Below are 15,937 nucleotides of genomic sequence, written 5' to 3'. Positions count from 1 at the left end.
GCGGGGCGGTCAGCCGATCGCCGGGAGCAGGGCGAAGGCGTGGTCGGCGGCGGCGGGGGGGGGGGGGGGGGGGGGGGGGGGGGGGTCCCCCCCCCCCCCCCCCCCCCCCCCCCCCCTCGCGGTCTGTTGGGTGGCGTCAGCCGCTGACGGCGCTGCCCTTCTTCCACTGCTTGAAGGGCATCTGCCAGAAACCCCAGCCGTTGTTCCACTCCATCTCGCGGTCGGTGCCCTTGATGGTGATCACGTCACCGCGCTGGACCTGGTTGTAGTACCACCGGGCCTGGTCGGGGCGGGAGTTGATGCATCCGTGGCTGACGTTGCGGCGGCCCTGGGCCCAGACGTTGTTGAGGGCGTGGACGTACTCGCCGCTGTTGGAGAAGCGGACGGCGTGGTTGATCATGAGGTCGTAGTAGCCGGGGTCGCCCTTCTTGCGGCCCGGGGAGATCATGCGCTCGGGGTTGGACTTGCCCATCACCAGGTGGATGCCGCTGGTGGTGGTGTACTCGCGGGTGGTGGCGTTGCCGGCGCTGATGAGCATGGTCTGCACGACCTTGCCGTCGCGCTTGACGATCATCTTGTGCTTGCGGGTGTCGATGGTGGCGATCTGGGCGGGGCCGATGCGGATGACCTTGGTGGTGTTCTTGGTGCCGTACATGTCCTTGCCGCCCTGGACGCCCTTGAGGCGGGCGGTGAAGGTCACCTTCTGGTGGGGCTGCCAGAATTTCGCGGTGCGGTAGATCACGGTGGTGTCGTTGATCCACCTCCAGGCGCCCTGGGCGGGCTTTTCCGAGGTGACCTCCAGGGCCCTTTCCACGGCCGCCTTGCCGGCCTTGGCGGTGATCTGCTGGTTGAAGGTGACGATGATGGGGGCTCCCACGCCGACCTTCTCGCCCTTGACGGCCGGGGTCACGTCGGCGACCTGGAGTTCGCGCTCGGGTTTGAGGGTGCGGAAGGAGCTGGTGGCGGTGGTGCCGTCGACGGCGCGTGCCGAGACGGTGTAGTCGCTGGCGGGGATCATGGGGGTGCTGGAGACCCAGCGGGTGCGCTCGGCGTCGAAGTCGCCGTCGAGGGGCTGGTCGCCGCTTTTGACGACGACCTCCTCCAGGGCGCCGCCGGTGGCGGTGACGACGACCTTCTTGTTGGGGCGCACGCTCTTGCCGCCGTCGGCGGGGCTGATCTTTATGACGGGCGCGGCGGGTGTGGGCGTGCTGGAGGCGGCGGGTGCCGCCTCGGTCCCGGAGCCGGGCCTGGCTCCGGAGTCCTTCGTAGCGGCCCCCCCGGAGCAGGCGGTGGCCAGCACCGCCGCGGTCGCCAGGGCCAGACCGGCCAGCGGCGTCCTGAGGTGTCGGCTTTCTACGATCAGCACAATTTCTCTCCCCCACTACAACAAAGTGCGCTTAAAACACTAATAGGAGATGCATGGTGGCTGAGCATGGTTGCGCCCGGTTTGGTAACATTTCGGTCTCTTCGTAAGGCCGGAAAAACACCGGACCCCGATCACGTGACGCCGCGGTGACCAGCCGGGACCGTCTTCGGGGCGGCGGCGGGGGCACCGGGCCGAAACCGCCGTCGGCCAGGTACGCCGTCCCCGCCGGGGCCGGTGTGCATCAACGCCGCGGCGGCGGGCAGGGTGGTGTCCACGGGTCTTCCCAGCGCCGCTCCCCGCCCGTCCGGCCCAGGCCGGTCCGCCCCCGGGCGGCGAAAAGATAATCTGGTCTGCCTCTACGCGAACGGAAAGCCCCGGGTGATGACAGGACCTTCCTCCATCGGCGGCCTGGCCGGTCTGACCGGCCTGGGCCAGGCCGACGGCGTCCCCGGCCCGTCCGCCGGGCGACGTCCCTGCGGTGAGCACGGCGCCGAGCCCGACCCCCCGTACGGGCGCGCGCCGGGCGAGCGGCTGCTGCGCGCCATCGTGCAGGAGTGCGGCGAGGGGATCGTCGTGTGCGACGCCTCCGGCGTGGTCGTGATGCGCAACGCCGTCGCGGCCGAGCTGGCACCGCAGATCGTCCCGGGCCACGTGCCGTCCCCGGGCCCGGCCGCGGCGCTGCTGGAGGGGCGGGCGGCCGAAGGGGAGAGCCGCGAGCACGAGCACGAAGGGCGGCGGCTGCTGGTGCGCCGCGAGAGCTTCGGCGTCGCCCACCGGGCCTGGTACCTGCGTGACGTCAGCGCCGAGTCGGCCAGGACCGACGCGCTGCTGGCCGAGCGGGGACGCACCGCGTTCCTCATCGAGGCCGGGCACAGGCTGTCGGCCTCGCTGAACCTGCGACGCTGCGCCCGCATCGCGATCGAGCTGGCCGTTCCCCTCCTGGCCGACACCGCGATGGTCGTGCTGCCGCCCACCGGGCGCCGCCGGGCCGACTGGCTGCGCCTGAGCGGCGACGATCGGCGCCTGCAGGAGGGCGGTGTCGCCCTGAACGCCGTCGGGCAGGTGCCCGGGCTGACCGAGGCGCTGGCCGGGTTCCCGCCGGTGCCCAGCCGCTGGCTGGACCCCGGCCAGGTGCCCGAATGGGTGCTGCCGGAGGAGTTCGGCCCGGCCGGGCACCTGATCGTCACGCCGCTGCCGGGCAACGGGGTGCCGGCCGGCGCGCTGGTACTGGCCCGCCGCGCCGACGGGCCGACCTTCGACGAGGACGCCGAGACCCTGGTGCGGCTGTTCGCCGCCCGGGCCGGGGCGGCCATCTCGGCCGCCGCCCTCTACCAGGAGCAGAGCACCACCAACGCCATCCTCAGCGACGACCTGCTGCCCCCCGCGCTGCCGCACCTGCGCGGGGTGGAGCTGGCCGGATCGCTGCGCGCCGCCCGCCAGGCCGGTCTCATCGGCGGTGACTTCTACGACGTCTACCTGCCCGATCCCCCCGCGCCCGGCTCCCCCGCCACCACCGACCCCACCGACCCCACCGACCCCGACGCTCCCGCCGGCTCCGAGGGCTTCGGGGGGTTCGGGGGGTTCGGGGGCTCACCGGCCGAGGCGATGGTGGTCCTGGGCGACGTGTGCGGCAAGGGGCCGCGCGCCGCCGTGCTGGCCGGGCAGGTCCGTCACTGCCTGCGCAGCCTGCTGCTGGTCGAGGAGCGCCCCGAACGGCTGGTGTCGCTGCTGAACCGCTCCCTGCTGGGCTCGCCCACCCCCAACCCCTACGTCACCCTGGTGCTGGCCACGGTGCGGGCCACCGACGACGGTCACCTGCGCGTCGGCCTGGCGGTGGCCGGCCATCCTCCGCCGCTGATCCTGCGCCGCGACGGCAGCGTGCACGAGTGCCCGGCCCGCGGCTCCATGCTCGGCGCGCTCTCCCGCACGGTGCTGACCCCCGCCGAGATCGACCTGGCCCCCGGCGAGCTGTGCCTGCTCTACAGCGACGGGATCACCGAGGCGTTCGGCGGGCCCACCGGCCGGCAGATGTACGGCGAGCAACGGCTCAAGAACGCGCTGGCCGAGTGCGCGGGCATGCCCGCGGCGGCGGTGGTCGAACGGCTGGAGCAGATCAGTACCGACTGGCTGGGCGGCGAGGTCCAGGACGACCGGGCGCTGCTGGCCGTGCGCGCCAGGCCCCGGCGATGAGCACGGCCGCCCTGACCGGCGCCGGCCTGGCCCGCGCGGGTGAGGACTACCTCGAGTGCGTCGGGCGCGCCGACGAGTTCGCCGCCGTCGACCTGGTGGTGGGCCTGCTGCGGGCGGGGGCCGATCCCGAGCGGCTGCTGCTGGAGCTCATCGCGCCCGCCCAGCGGCGCATCGGGGAGCTGTGGGCGGCCAACGAGTGGTCGGTGGCCCGCGAGCACGGCGCCACCGCCGTCAGCGAACGCGCCGTCGCCGCGATCGCCACGTACGTGCGCCCCCGGCCCACCCGCGGGCGCGTGACCGTGGCCTGCACCGACGGCGAGTACCACGCGCTGCCCACCCGCCTGCTGGCCGAGGTGCTGCGGCTGCGCGGCTGGCGGGTCGACTTCCTGGGCGCCGACGTGCCGGGCCCGCATCTGATCACCCATCTGCACCAGAGCGGTCCCGACGTCGTCGCGCTGGGCTGCGCGCTGGCCACCCGCCTGCCCCGCGCGCACGCCACGATCACCGCCTGCCAGAGCGCCGGGGTGCCGGTGATGGCCGGGGGCGGCGGGTTCGGCCGCGACGGCCGCTACGCGCGGCTGCTGGGCGCCGACGCCTGGGCGCCCGCCGCCGACGCCGCCGCCGACCGGCTGGAGCGCGAGGGCGTGCCCGCGCTGCCGGCGGTGCCCGGCGCGCTGGCCCACCTGGGCGACGAGGAGTACACCCACCTGCGGCGCCGGCGCGCCGAGCTGCTGGAGCGGGCGATGGCGGCCCTGGCCCGCACCTACCCGCCGGTGGCGGCCTACGATCCCCAGCAGCTGGAGGCCACCGCCGAGGACCTGGGCCACCTGATCGACTTTTTGGGCGCGGCGCTGTACGTCGACGACGCGCCGGTGTTCACCGACTTCGTCGGCTGGACCGGGTCGGTGCTGGGCGCGCGCGGGGTCACGGCCGAGGCACTGCGGGTGGGACTGGGTGTCCTTCACGACGAACTACGAGACTTCCCCCGGGCCCGCCGCATGCTGGCCCAGGGGATCGAGGTGGCGCGCTTCACCCGCGCCGATCAGGAGATCTGACGACAGATGCTGGAAAAGACCCCGTTCCGTACCGAGGTGCGTGCCGTTCCTCCGGACACGACCCTGCTCGTGCTGACCGGTGATCTGGACTACGACACCGCGCCGGAGCTGTTCGCCTTCGTGCGGGAGTTGTTCTCCGGGCAGGTGAGCGATCTGGCGCTGGATCTGTCAGGGTTGGACTTCGTCGACTCCTCCGGGGTGGCGGCGCTGATCAACGTCTACAACTGCGCCGGTGAGCACCGGGCGAGCATGCGGATCGTCGCGCTGACGTCCTACCTGCGTCACCTGTTCCGGGTGACGGCCCTGGACCAGGTCTTCCGGCTGCCGCCGGAGTGAGGCCCGCTCCCCGCGCTCCGGCCGCGACCGGCCGGGGCCGGCCGAGGACGTCCAGGCCCGCCGGGCGGGCTGAGCGGGCCGGGCGGGCGCCGTCGGGGCGTTCGGTGGGGGCGGGTGAACGGGCCGGGCGGGGTGGGCCGATGATGGGGCGATGAGCTCCACCGCCCCGGTGCCGCTGGCGGCCCTGGCCGCCCTGCTCGCCGACGACACCCGTGCCCGTTTCTGCCTGGCCCTGCTGGACGGGCGGGCCTGGAGCGCCGGCCGGCTGGCCGCGCACGCGCAGGTGGCGGCCTCGACCGCCAGCGAGCACCTGTCGCGGCTCGTCGGCGGCGGGCTGCTGGCCGAGGAGCGCCGGGGGCGTCACCGGTACGTGCGCCTGGCCTCGCCGCAGGTGGCCCAGCTCGTGGAGGACCTGGCCGCCTGCGCCCTGACGACCGGCCGCCCCGGCGAACCCCGCGAACCCGGCGAACCCGGCCGTACCGGCGGGTCCGGTCACGGGGCGGGGGGCCGGAGCGGTACGGGTGGTGCCGCCCGGCCGGGGACGCTGCGCGCCGCCGGAGCGGCACGGGCGATGGCGCAGGCGCGTACCTGCTACGACCACCTGGCCGGCCGGCTCGGGGTGGCGATCACCGACGCGCTCACCGCGCGCGGGCTGCTGTGGCAGGAGGGAGGGTTCGCGCTCAGCCGGGCCGGGCTGGAATGGTTCGCCACCGACCTCGGCGCGCGGCTGCCCGCGGGCGGCCGCCGTCCGATGGCCAGGGCCTGCCTGGACTGGACCGAACGCCGCCCGCACCTGGCCGGCAGCGCCGGAGCGGTCCTGTGCGCGACCGCGCTGGAGCGCGGGTGGGTGACCCGGATCGGCTCCGAGCGCGCCCTGGCCGTCAGCGCGGCCGGGCAGCGGGCCCTGCAAGATCTGCTGGGCCTGTCACCGGAGCACGGCACCGCGCCCGCGTGACCCCGCGCCCCGGGACCACGCCGGGCACGCCTTGTTCGGGCACGGGAACGAGAGCACGGGAACGAGAGCACGGCGGCGGGCCGGGCGTGCTCAGGTCTGCAGGTAGTGCAGGACGGCGAGCACCCGGCGGTGGTCGTTGTCGGACGGGGGCAGGCCGAGCTTGGTGAAGATCTGCGTCACGTGCTTCTCCACCGAGCCGTAGGACAGGAACAACGCCTCGGCGATCGCGCTGTTGGAGCGCCCCTGGGCCATCAGCGACAGCACCTCGCGCTCCCTGGGGGTGAGGTCCCGCAGTGCCTCCGCCCGTTTCGCGGCGCCCATGATCTGGGTGACGACCTGCGGGTCCAGGACGGTCTCCCCCGCCGCGATCCGCCGCAGGGCCTCCAGGAAGTCCTTGACGTCGGCGACGCGTTCCTTCAGCAGGTATCCCACCCCGTGGGCCCCGCCGGCCAGCAGCCGGGCGGCGTAGTGGGTCTCGATGTACTGGGAGAACACCAGCAGGCCCACCCGCGGGTGGGCGCGGCGGATCTCGATCGCGGCGCGCAGGCCCTCGTCGGTGTGGGTGGGCGGCATGCGCACGTCGATCACCGCGAGGTCGGGGCGGTGCTCGTCCACCGCCGCCCGCAGCGCCTCGCCGTCCCCCACGGCCGCGGCCACCTCGTGGCCGCGGGAGGTCAGCAGCAGGCACAGGCCGTCCCTGAGCATCACGGCGTCCTCGGCGATCACGATGCGCATGCGGCTTTTCCGTTCAGATGTGCAGGGGCAGCTCGACGGTGACCACCGTAGGCCCTCCGTGCGGGCTGTGAACGGTGATCGTTCCGTCCACCACGCCGATCCGGCCGGCCAGGCCGCTCAGCCCGGTTCCGGCGCCCATCACGGCGCCGCCGGTGCCGTCGTCGCGTACCAGCAGGCGCAGCAGGCCACGGTGCGCCCCTACCTCGACGCGGGCCCGCCGGGCGCCGCTGTGCTTGACGACGTTGGCGAGCAGTTCCGCCGTGCAGAAGAAGACGATGCTCTCCACCGCGGGCGAGGGCCGCCGCGGCAGGTCGGCCCGCACGGTGACGGGCAGCGGGTTGCGCGCCGCCAGGGTGGTCAGGGCGACCTCCAGGCCCTTGTCCAGCGCGGCCGGGTGGATGCCGTGGATCAGTTCGCGCAGCTCGGTCAGGGTGTCCTTGGCGTTGCGGTGCGCGCCGTCGACGAGCGCGCGGGCGCGCTCGAGGTGCTCGCTCCCGTCGCTCCCGTCGTGAGCCGTACGGGCGGTGCGGGCTGCGTGGGCAGCGTGGGCAGCGTGGGTGAGGTCCTCCTGGGCCATGCCCAGCGTCATCGCCAGCGTCACCAGCCGGGCCGCCGTGCCGTCGTGCAGGTCGCGTTCGATACGGCGCAGCTCGGCGGCCGCGTCGTCCACGGCGCGCGTGCGCGTCTCCTCCAGCGCGCGGATCCGCAGGGCGCCGCGGGTGGGTCCCAGCAGGGCACGCGCGATCCACCGCTCGGGCGCCAGCGCCAGGTGAAGCCCCCACGGGGCCGCCACCAGCAGCGCCGCCCCGGCCACGCCCATGAGCAGCGCGCCGGCCCAGGTGCCGGGCGTCAGGGCGGGGAAGACGCCGCCGCGCCACCACAGCGGGCAGGTCAGCAGGACCACGCCCAGGCCCCACAGCCCGGCGGCGGCCGCGAGCGCCGGCACCGCCGCCGGCAGCCGCGCCACGCCGTGGGCGACGGCGCGCCACCCGGTGACGTCGCCGAGCGCCGCGGCGAGCCGGTCGAGCAGGCCCGGCCCCGGGCGCGGGGCGGGAGGGGCGGGGATCGCCACCGCGGCCAGCGTCACGGCCAGCGCGCGGTTGACCCTGCCCAGGCCTCTGGCGCCCAGCACGCACAGCGCCAGCAGCGGTACCCCGACGAGGCTGGTCGTCATCAACGCGCTCAGTGCCACGACGAGCAGGTAGAGCGTCCCGGCGACGGCCATCGGCACGATCGCCAGCGTGTACGCCAGCTCGCGCCACGCCCATGCCCGCAGCGGGGCGCCGAGCAGCACCCGCCAGGGCGGCACACCGTGACCCGCGCGCTCGTCCATGCCCCTCCTCCGATGTCGCCTCCAGGGTGACCGATCACGGACGGGCCGCACCAGCCGGTCGTCCCCACCGGGACATCCCCCGCACCGATACGGCGGACATCCCGGTGGTGCCGTCCGCCGGGCCGGATGAGAGTGGAGGGCGAGGAGAGGCTGAGCTTCATGGCCAACTCCTACGGCGGGGTGGCCTCGGCCGCCTACGCCCGGCTGTTCCCGCGGCGCATCCGCGCCGTGTACCTCGACGGGGTGATCAACCAGACCCGGGGGTTCTTCGATCAGATGACGATGTGGCTGCGCCCGGCGGAGAGGGTGTTCGCCGGTTTCACCCGCTGGTGCGCGGCCACACCGGCCTGCGCGCTGCACGGTCAGGACGCCGGGGCCCTGTGGCGCGAGCTGACCGCCGACGCCGACCGTGAGCCGATCGCGGTCACCACCGCCGGGTTCGGGAAGGCGGAGCTGACAGGGTGGCATCTGCGCTCCCTCGGTTTCCCGCCCGACCCGGGACCCGGCCATTCCGGATGGCTGGCGTTCGCCGACGCGGTGAAGCGGGCCCGGGGTGGCGACGGGTCCGGTTTCGCCGAGATGATCGTCGGCAACATGCGGGTCTGGGCCATGCCGGGTGACCAGGTGTGGACCGAGAGCTTCACCGCGATGATCCCCGGCTCGGTCACGGTGGCCTACGACGGCCCCGGGCATGCCCTGTACCTGATGGGCAGGAAGTGCCCGATCAGGTACGCCACCGCCTACCTGATCGATCTGACGCTGCCCGCGCCGGGCACGGTCTGCCCGGCCGAATGACCTCACCGTCGCCCGGTGGCACCGAGGTGGCGGTGGGGCGGTGGGCGGTGCCGGGGCGGCCCTTGGCGGGGCGGTCCCGGCACCGCGGCGTGTCGGGAGCCGGGCATCCCGGTTGATCCGGGGGCTGGGAGGGCTCGGAAGGGCTTCAAGGGGGGCCAGATGGCGAGCCGGGCCGGCGGGCCCACGTACGGGCCCACGTGCGGGCTCAGGGGTGGCGCAGCCGGTGGGTGAGGCTGGTGTGGCGCCGCCCGGCGCCGCGGGTGCGTACCGCCTGGGCCAGCGCGCGCCGTGAGCCGACGATGACGACGAGCTTCTTGGCGCGGGTGATGGCGGTGTAGAGCAGGTTGCGCTGCAGCATCATCCAGGCGCTGGTGGCCAGCGGGATGACCACGGCCGGGTACTCGCTCCCCTGGGAGCGGTGGATCGACACCGCGTAGGCGTGGGCGAGCTCGTCGAGCTCGTCGAAGACGTACTCGACGTTCTCGTCCTCGTCGGTCAGCACGGTCAGCTTGTGCTCGTCGGGCCTGATGTCGACGACGGTTCCCACGGTGCCGTTGAACACCCCGGCCGCGCCCTTCTCGTAGTTGTTGCGCAGCTGGGTGACCTTGTCGCCGATGCGGTAGACCCGTCCTCCGTAGCGGCGTTCGGGCATGTTCTCGCGGGAGGGGGTCAGGGCCTCCTGCAGGGCGTTGTTGAGGTTGCCGGCTCCGGCGGCGCCGCGGTGCATCGGGGCCAGGACCTGCACGTCACGGCGCGGGTTGAGGCCGAAACGGCGCGGGATGCGGTTGGCGACGACGTCGACGGTGAGGGCGGCGATCTCCTCGGGCTCCTCGCAGGGGAACAGGAAGAAGTCGTTCATGCCCGCGAGCGCCGGGGGCAGGCCGGTGTTGACGCGGTGGGCGTTGACGACCACCCCCGACTCCTGGGCCTGGCGGAAGATGTGGGTCAGCCGTACCCGGGGGATCTCCTCCTCGGCGGCCAGCAGGTCGCGCAGGACCTCGCCGGCGCCGACCGAGGGCAGCTGGTCGACGTCGCCGACGAACAGGAGGTGGGTGCCCGGGGCGATGGCCTTGACGAGCTTGTTGGCCAGCAGCAGGTCCAGCATGGAGGCCTCGTCGACCACGACGAGGTCGGCGTCGAGGGGGTTGTCGCGGTCGAAGGTGGCCTCCCCGCCCGGGCGCAGCTGCAGCAGCCGGTGCACGGTGGTGGCCTCGTGGCCGGTCAGCTCGGCCAGGCGCTTGGCGGCCCTGCCGGTGGGGGCGGCCAGGATGACCTTGGCCTTCTTGGCGCGGGCCAGGGTGACGATGGAGCGCACCGTGAAGCTCTTGCCGCAGCCGGGGCCGCCGGTGAGCACCGCGACCTTGCGGGTCAGCGCCAGGCGTACCGAGTGGGCCTGTTCCTCGGCCAGGTCGGCGCCGGTCCTGGTGCGCAGCCATTTCAGGGCGGTGTCCCAGTCGACGCCGGAGAAGACGCCCAGGCGGTCGTGCTCGCAGGTCAGCAGGGTGCGCAGCGCGCCGGCCAGGGACAGCTCGGCGCGGTGGAAGGGCACCAGGTAGACCGCGGGGACGCTTCCCTCGCCGACGGGGACGTCCTCGCGGACGACGCCCTGTTCGACGACGAGCTCCTCCAGGCAGCGGGTGGTGAGCTCGGCGCCGACCTCCAGGATCTTGACCGCGTCGGCGACGAGGTTGGGGGCGGGCAGGTAGCAGTGGCCGTCGTCGGCGGCCTGCGACAGGGTGTAGCGCAGGCCGGCCTTGACGCGCTCGGGGCTGTCGTGCGGGATGCCGACGGCCTGGGCGATGGTGTCGGCGGTCTTGAAGCCGATGCCCCACACGTCGTCGGCCAGCCGGTAGGGCTCGGTCCTGACGACGGTGATGGAGCGGTCGCCGTACTGCTTGAAGATGCGCACCGCGATGGAGGTGGAGACGCCGACGCCCTGCAGGAAGATCATCACCTCTTTGATGATCTTCTGTTCCTCCCAGGCGACGCCGATCATCTTGGTGCGCTTGGGGCCCAGGCCCGGGACCTCGACGAGCCGTTCGGGGGTGGTCTCGATGACCTCCAGGGTGTCGACGCCGAAGTGGTCGACGATGCGGTCGGCCATCTTGGGGCCGATGCCCTTGATCAGTCCTGAGCCCAGGTAGCGGCGGATGCCCTGCACGGTGGCGGGCAGCACGGTGGTGTAGGACCACACCTCGAACTGCTTGCCGTAGCGGGGGTGGGAGGTCCAGCGGCCGGTCAGCCGCAGTGACTCGCCGGGCTGGGCGCCCAGCAGGGGGCCGACCACGGTCAGCAGGTCGGCGCCGGAGCGGTCGGTGGCCACCCGCGCGATGGTGTAGCCGGTCTCCTCGTTGGCGTAGGTGATGCGCTCCAGGACCGCGTCCAGCGTGGCCGAGACGCCGCGTTCGGCTGACTGCACGCCCCCTCCCCTCCCCCGGGTCCCCGCCCCGCGGAGCTCTGCGGATCCGCTGGCGCAAGTGTAGGCCAGCGGCCGCGCGGCCTGATCACCGCCGGGAACCCGGGCCGCTACGCCTCGGGGTCGTGGGCCAGGACCGATCGTCCGCCGTCGACGGGAACGGTGGCGCCGGTGATGAAGGCGGCGTCGTCGCCGAGCAGGTGGACGATCGCGGACGCGACCTCCTCGGCGCGGGCGACGCGGCCCAGCGGGTGCAGCTGCGCCATCTGCCGCTCGATGCGGGCGGCGGCCTCGGGCCCTTGGGAGGCGAGGAGGTCCTCGTAGCGCTCGGTGCGCACCGAGCCGGGCGCCACGGCGTTGACGCGGATGCCGTGCGGGCCGTACTCCACCGCCAGGGCCCGGGTCATCCCCTCGACGGCGGCCTTGGCCGTGACGTAGGGCAGGCAGCCCGGTACCGCCCGGCGGGCCTGGTGGGAGGAGACGTTGACGATGGCCCCGGGGCCCTGGCCGGCCAGGAAGCGGCGGATCGCGACGGCGCAGCCGACGACGGCGCCGTCGAGGTTGGCGCCGATGAGCTCCAGCACCCGCCGGGGCGGATCGCGGTGCAGGCGGGCGTCCTGGAAGACGGCCGCGTTGTTGACCCAGCCGGTGAGGGTGCCGGCCGCCTGGGCGAGGTCGGCCGCGCGTTCGGCCACGGTCTCGTCCGCGGCGTCCCCGGCCACGCCGCTCAGGCGCGCCGCCGCGGGGTGGTCGCCCAGCCAGGCCAGGGCGGCCGGGTCGCGCTCGACGACGACCACACCGCCGCCGCCGCCGTGGTCGTCGGCGAGCAGGCGCTCGACCACCGCCCGGCCGATGCCGCGGCCCCCTCCGGTCACCACGTACGAACGGCTCATGCTCACAGTCCCCTTCCGGTCGGGGCGCCCCTGCCGTTTCGGCCGTCCTCGGCCTCGGTCGTCCCGGACTCCCGGCCGTCTCGGGCGAAGGGCGCCGGTGGCCGGTGCCCTTCGGTGGCGGGACCGGCCGCCCCCCATGAGAAGGGATCACCCACCCTCCTGTCAATTGCTTCTATCGAAGCACTTCGATACCGTGAGGGAGCCGGGGGCGCTGGGCAGGGGTCGGCCGTCCTGCCCGTGCGGGCGGGACGGCCGGGTGGGAAAGGGGGTCGAGCCCCTTCAGGACGAGGTGGGCCTGTCGTAGCCCTCGTCCTCCCCGTGGACGGCGGTGTTCGGGTCGTCCTCGGGCTGGCCGGCCGGGTCGGTCGGCGAAGGGGCGAACTCGTCGGCGAAGTCTGGTTCCTCGTGGAGGTCCTGCTGGTCCGCCCGGCGGTCCGCCAGCGGAACGTCCTGGTCGGAGGTGGGTTCGGAGTGCGACATGGTTCCTCCCGAATATGACGGCGCCCGTGGTGGACGGGCGGAAAGGTGATCGCGCTGTGCCTGCCCCGGTCCGGCCCGCCCAATCACCGCTCCCCCGCATCCGCGGTGCTCACGGCCCTCCCGGGGCCGCGGGACCAGGGCCCGGCCGGTGTCCGCCGTACCGGAAAGGAATCCGGTACGGGGGTCCGGCCGCCCGGCCGGGCCGGGGGCACGCCGTCGCGGCCCGTCCGGGTGTGATCAGCGGCGGATGCGCAGCACGACGAGCGCGAGGACGTAGGCGACCCCGGCGATCATGGCCAGCACGCCGTAGGGGTGGCCGTCCTGCCCCTGGGCGATCTCGACGACGAAACCGATCACGACGGCGGCCATCAGCGTCATGCCCGCGATGCCGGTCGCCTCGCCGTCGATGTGGTTGATCCGCTCGTCCTTGCGGTCGAGCAGGCCCGCGACCGTCTCGCTCCTGCGGGCCAGAATGACCAGCGCCAGCGCGAGGGCGAGCATGACGGCGAGCCCGCCGAGCGCGAAGGTGCGATCCCCCCCGGACAGGCCGCTCGCCAGGTAGACCAGGCCGCCCAGGACGGCGGCCCCGGGGGTGATCCATCGTTTCCATGACCGTGTCTCGTGCGTCGTACCCTCATCGGTCGACATCGAAGACCTCCTCCACCGTTGTACCGAAAAAGCGTGACAACGCGATCGCGAGCGGCAGGGACGGCAGGTACCGTCCTGTCTCGATCGAGTTGATGGTCTGGCGCGAGACGCCCATGGCCGTCGCGAGGTCCCCCTGCGACAGGCCGCGCCGCGTCCGTAGTTCCCGCACCGTGTTGCGCATATGTAAAGCATGCTTTACAGCACGGGAAGTGTCAAGCGTGCTTTACATCCAGGGGGTCGTCCCGGGTCTGCCGGGGGCGCCCGGAGCGCCGTCGCGACCGCGAGAAGGGGGGCGCGGCACCGGCGAGGGGGCCGGGCGGCGGGCCCTTTGGGGATCCCTTGGCCGGATCGCGCCATCGCCCTGTGTGACGGAGGACCTACCATCCGTCAGGTGACCGTCGGTGCCCGGGCGGCACGCGCCCCATCGCGAAGGAGAGGCACATGCGAAGGAGCTTGACCACCGTCCTGCTGGCGCTGGGCACGGCGGCGGCCGTACCGGTCCCGGGGCCCGCCTCGCAACCGGCCCCGGCCGGGCCCGGCCGTCAGGGCGTGATCGGCACCAGCGCCGGCACCATCCCCGGGAGCACGCCGGACGGTGCCAGGGGCACCGCCGCGTCCGGTACGGCGGGCGCCACGAGCGGGAACGCGGCCCGGGCCAAGGGAGGGATCACCGTCGTCGGGCTGACCCCGGACCAGCGCCTGGTGGCCTTCGACATCCGCTTCCCCGCCCGCCTTCGCGACCTGGGCCGCATCCACGGCCTCCGGGACGACACGAGGATCGTCGGCATCGACCACCGCGTCCAGGACGGCGAGCTGTACGGCGTCGGGGACCACGGCGGCGTGTACAGGCTCACCGGGTCGGCCAGGGCCACCAAGGCCTCCCAGCTGACGGTGGCGCTCAGCGGCTCGTCCTTCGGCGTCGACTTCGATCCGGTCGCCGACGTGCTGCGCGTGGTCGGCGACACCGGGCAGAACCTGCGGCACGACCTGGAGGGTCTCGGTGCCGCCGGCGGCCCGGAAGGGGTGACGGCCGCGGGCCGGACCGTGACCGGCAGGCCGCTGACCGCCCCGTCCCTCCCGTCACCCACCGCGCCGCCCGCGCCGCCCGCCGTGCCCGCGCCGCCCGCCGTGCCTCCCGCCACCACCGCCACCACCGCCGTGCCCGCACCGCCGACCGCACCGCCGACCGCACCGGCCGCCGCGCTCGCCGTCGTGCTCGGCGTCTCGGGCGCCGCGCACATCAACAACGACCTCAGCCCCGCCACCGCCACCGCGCTCTTCACCGTGGACACCGTCGCCGACCGGCTGAGCCTGCAGTCACCCGCCGACACCGGCGTGCTGACCCCCACCGGCAACCTGCGGGTGGCCGCGAGCGGCCCGGTGGGGTTCGACGTCCACAGCTCGCTGCGCGGCGGGATCACCGTCTCCAACAGCGCCTTCGCCACGCTGAAGGTCGCCGGCCGCTACGGCCTGTACGGCCTCAACCTGCTCACCGGCGCCGTCAACTACCGCTACGGCGTCTTTCCCGCCCGCCGCCAGGTCATCGACATCGCGATCCGGCTCGACCGCGGCTGACCCGCACCCGGCCCCGCCGCGACCCCGCCACGACCGCGTCACGACCCCGCCGCGGGTCCGCCGCGGGTCCTGCGGCCGGTCCTGCCACGACCCCGCGCCCGGCACCGCCGCAGGTCCCGCGCCCGCTGCGGCCCCTGCCCCGCTCCCGCTGCGGCCGCGTGCCCGCCGGAGGGCTTCACCCGCGTGGCGTACGGCCTCCACCGGTCCCGGGGGCACCGGTTGTTCTAGGGTGGCCTCGCCCGCGTCGTGCGATCGACCAGCGACGCGCGGACGCTCCCCCTCCCGCTGTGAAAGCCGAGGCCCAGGAGAGCACGCATGTCGCGCAACCACACCGCCAGCATGGGACGTGCCCTGACGCTCATCGCGCTCACCGCCCTGGCCGCCTTGGCCGCCATCGTCGGGCCGGGCGTGCTCCCCCTGGCCGCGACGGCCGTGGGCCGGGCCGGCCCGCCCCAGGCCCCGCCCTCCCCGCGCGCGACCCGGGCACCGGAGGCGGCCCCCGCGCCTGTGGTGACCCCCGCGTCCCCGGCACGGACGGCGCCCGGCGCCCGGCCGTCCCGCCTGCAGGCGGTGACCCCGCCGCCGAAGGTGCCGTGGGTGCCGCCGGACATGCTGGCCGCGCTCCAGCGCGACCTCGGCCTCAGAAGGGAACAGGTCTACGAACGGCTGCTGAACGAGATCGCGCTGTCCTCGGTCGAGGCACGGCTGCGCGAGGAGCTGGGCACCCGCTTCGCCGGGTCCTGGTTCAGCGGGCTGCTGTCCCAGACGCTGGTGGTGGCCACCGTCAGCGCCGCCGACGTCCCCAGGATCACCGCAGCCGGTGCCCGCCCCACGGTGGTCAGGTGGTCGCTGGCGCAGCTGATCCCGATCCGCAAGAGGATCGACGCCGTCCTGTCCGCCCATCCCGCGGGCGCCAGCGTGCGTTACATCGACGTGAGGCTGAACAGGGTCGTCGTGCTCTCCCAGAGGCCCACGACGACCGAGAGGATCATCAAGTCCATCGGGGTGAACTCGGCCGCGGTGGTCGTGCTGCCCTCCACCGAGCAGCCGGGGCCGGCCTCCCGGCCGTCGTCGGTCCCGCAGCGGGTGCGCCCGCAAGCCGTCCCCCCGTCCCCCGCGGAGCGGGTGCGCCCGTAGTCCCGCGGCCCCGGCCGGTGCGG

The 15,937-nt window shown here is 74.3% G+C and carries 15 protein-coding genes; 7 read left to right on the top strand and 8 right to left on the bottom strand.

Annotation, left to right across the window (positions count from 1 at the left end; all coding sequences use genetic code 11):
- Positions 1 to 136 precede the first annotated feature (136 nt).
- Complete coding sequence (locus tag ACZ6RT_RS33815) at positions 137 to 1,366, bottom strand: L,D-transpeptidase (protein ID WP_470158018.1); 1,230 nt, start codon at positions 1,364 to 1,366, stop codon at positions 137 to 139.
- 381 nt (positions 1,367 to 1,747) lie between these two features.
- On the opposite strand from ACZ6RT_RS33815, the gene ACZ6RT_RS33810 reads away from it, so the two are divergent.
- From ACZ6RT_RS33810 to ACZ6RT_RS33795, 4 genes are all read left to right on the top strand, one after another.
- Positions 1,748 to 3,556, top strand: coding sequence for a PP2C family protein-serine/threonine phosphatase (locus ACZ6RT_RS33810; RefSeq protein WP_470158016.1), 1,809 nt, complete (start codon positions 1,748 to 1,750; stop codon positions 3,554 to 3,556).
- On the top strand, positions 3,553 to 4,611 hold the full coding sequence (locus ACZ6RT_RS33805) for a B12-binding domain-containing protein (RefSeq protein ID WP_399192734.1): 1,059 nt from the start codon (positions 3,553 to 3,555) through the stop codon (positions 4,609 to 4,611). Before ACZ6RT_RS33810 ends, ACZ6RT_RS33805 begins: the two co-directional genes overlap by 4 nt.
- Positions 4,612 to 4,617: 6 nt before the next feature.
- A complete protein-coding gene (locus tag ACZ6RT_RS33800; RefSeq protein WP_470158014.1) occupies positions 4,618 to 4,947 on the top strand; it encodes an STAS domain-containing protein in 330 nt (109 codons plus the stop codon).
- A gap of 151 nt (positions 4,948 to 5,098) precedes the next feature.
- The gene (locus tag ACZ6RT_RS33795; RefSeq protein WP_470158013.1) at positions 5,099 to 5,902 is read left to right on the top strand and encodes an ArsR/SmtB family transcription factor; all 804 of its coding nucleotides are present in this window, start codon (positions 5,099 to 5,101) and stop codon (positions 5,900 to 5,902) included.
- Positions 5,903 to 5,992: 90 nt separating this feature from the next.
- On the opposite strand, the gene ACZ6RT_RS33790 is transcribed toward ACZ6RT_RS33795, so the two are convergent.
- Together ACZ6RT_RS33790 and ACZ6RT_RS33785 are read right to left on the bottom strand one after the other, a co-directional pair.
- Positions 5,993 to 6,637, bottom strand: coding sequence for a LuxR C-terminal-related transcriptional regulator (locus ACZ6RT_RS33790; protein WP_470158011.1), 645 nt, complete (start codon positions 6,635 to 6,637; stop codon positions 5,993 to 5,995).
- A gap of 13 nt (positions 6,638 to 6,650) precedes the next feature.
- Positions 6,651 to 7,970, bottom strand: coding sequence for a sensor histidine kinase (locus ACZ6RT_RS33785; RefSeq protein ID WP_470158009.1), 1,320 nt, complete (start codon positions 7,968 to 7,970; stop codon positions 6,651 to 6,653).
- Positions 7,971 to 8,096: 126 nt separating this feature from the next.
- On the opposite strand from ACZ6RT_RS33785, the gene ACZ6RT_RS33780 reads away from it, so the two are divergent.
- On the top strand, positions 8,097 to 8,765 hold the full coding sequence (locus ACZ6RT_RS33780; protein ID WP_470158007.1) for an alpha/beta hydrolase: 669 nt from the start codon (positions 8,097 to 8,099) through the stop codon (positions 8,763 to 8,765).
- Between the two features lie 205 nt (positions 8,766 to 8,970).
- On the opposite strand, the gene recD2 is transcribed toward ACZ6RT_RS33780, so the two are convergent.
- The 5 genes from recD2 to ACZ6RT_RS33755 form a co-directional block, all read right to left on the bottom strand.
- Positions 8,971 to 11,184: an SF1B family DNA helicase RecD2 gene (gene recD2 / locus ACZ6RT_RS33775; RefSeq protein ID WP_470158006.1), complete on the bottom strand. Its 2,214-nt coding sequence runs from the start codon at positions 11,182 to 11,184 to the stop codon at positions 8,971 to 8,973.
- A 107-nt stretch (positions 11,185 to 11,291) separates the two neighbouring features.
- Entirely contained in the window at positions 11,292 to 12,074 is a 783-nt protein-coding gene (locus ACZ6RT_RS33770) for an SDR family NAD(P)-dependent oxidoreductase (RefSeq protein WP_470158004.1), read from the bottom strand.
- A gap of 279 nt (positions 12,075 to 12,353) precedes the next feature.
- Positions 12,354 to 12,554 carry a hypothetical protein gene (locus ACZ6RT_RS33765; protein WP_399192718.1) on the bottom strand — a complete coding sequence of 67 codons (201 nt, stop codon included), beginning with the start codon at positions 12,552 to 12,554 and terminating at the stop codon, positions 12,354 to 12,356.
- 237 nt (positions 12,555 to 12,791) lie between these two features.
- Positions 12,792 to 13,202: a hypothetical protein gene (locus tag ACZ6RT_RS33760; RefSeq protein ID WP_399192716.1), complete on the bottom strand. Its 411-nt coding sequence runs from the start codon at positions 13,200 to 13,202 to the stop codon at positions 12,792 to 12,794.
- Complete coding sequence (locus tag ACZ6RT_RS33755) at positions 13,189 to 13,383, bottom strand: helix-turn-helix transcriptional regulator (RefSeq protein ID WP_344886784.1); 195 nt, start codon at positions 13,381 to 13,383, stop codon at positions 13,189 to 13,191. The genes ACZ6RT_RS33760 and ACZ6RT_RS33755 overlap by 14 nt, the downstream gene beginning before the upstream one ends.
- 260 nt (positions 13,384 to 13,643) lie before the next feature.
- On the opposite strand from ACZ6RT_RS33755, the gene ACZ6RT_RS33750 reads away from it, so the two are divergent.
- Together ACZ6RT_RS33750 and ACZ6RT_RS33745 are read left to right on the top strand one after the other, a co-directional pair.
- Entirely contained in the window at positions 13,644 to 14,777 is a 1,134-nt protein-coding gene (locus ACZ6RT_RS33750) for a DUF4394 domain-containing protein (RefSeq protein WP_470158002.1), read from the top strand.
- A gap of 315 nt (positions 14,778 to 15,092) precedes the next feature.
- A complete protein-coding gene (locus ACZ6RT_RS33745; RefSeq protein ID WP_470158000.1) occupies positions 15,093 to 15,914 on the top strand; it encodes an alpha-lytic protease prodomain-containing protein in 822 nt (273 codons plus the stop codon).
- Positions 15,915 to 15,937 lie beyond the last annotated feature (23 nt).

The sequence above is a fragment of the Streptosporangium sp. NPDC050148 genome (assembly GCF_055586505.1).
Note: the sequence above shows the minus strand (reverse complement) of the source record. Positions and strands in the feature narration are given on the sequence as shown.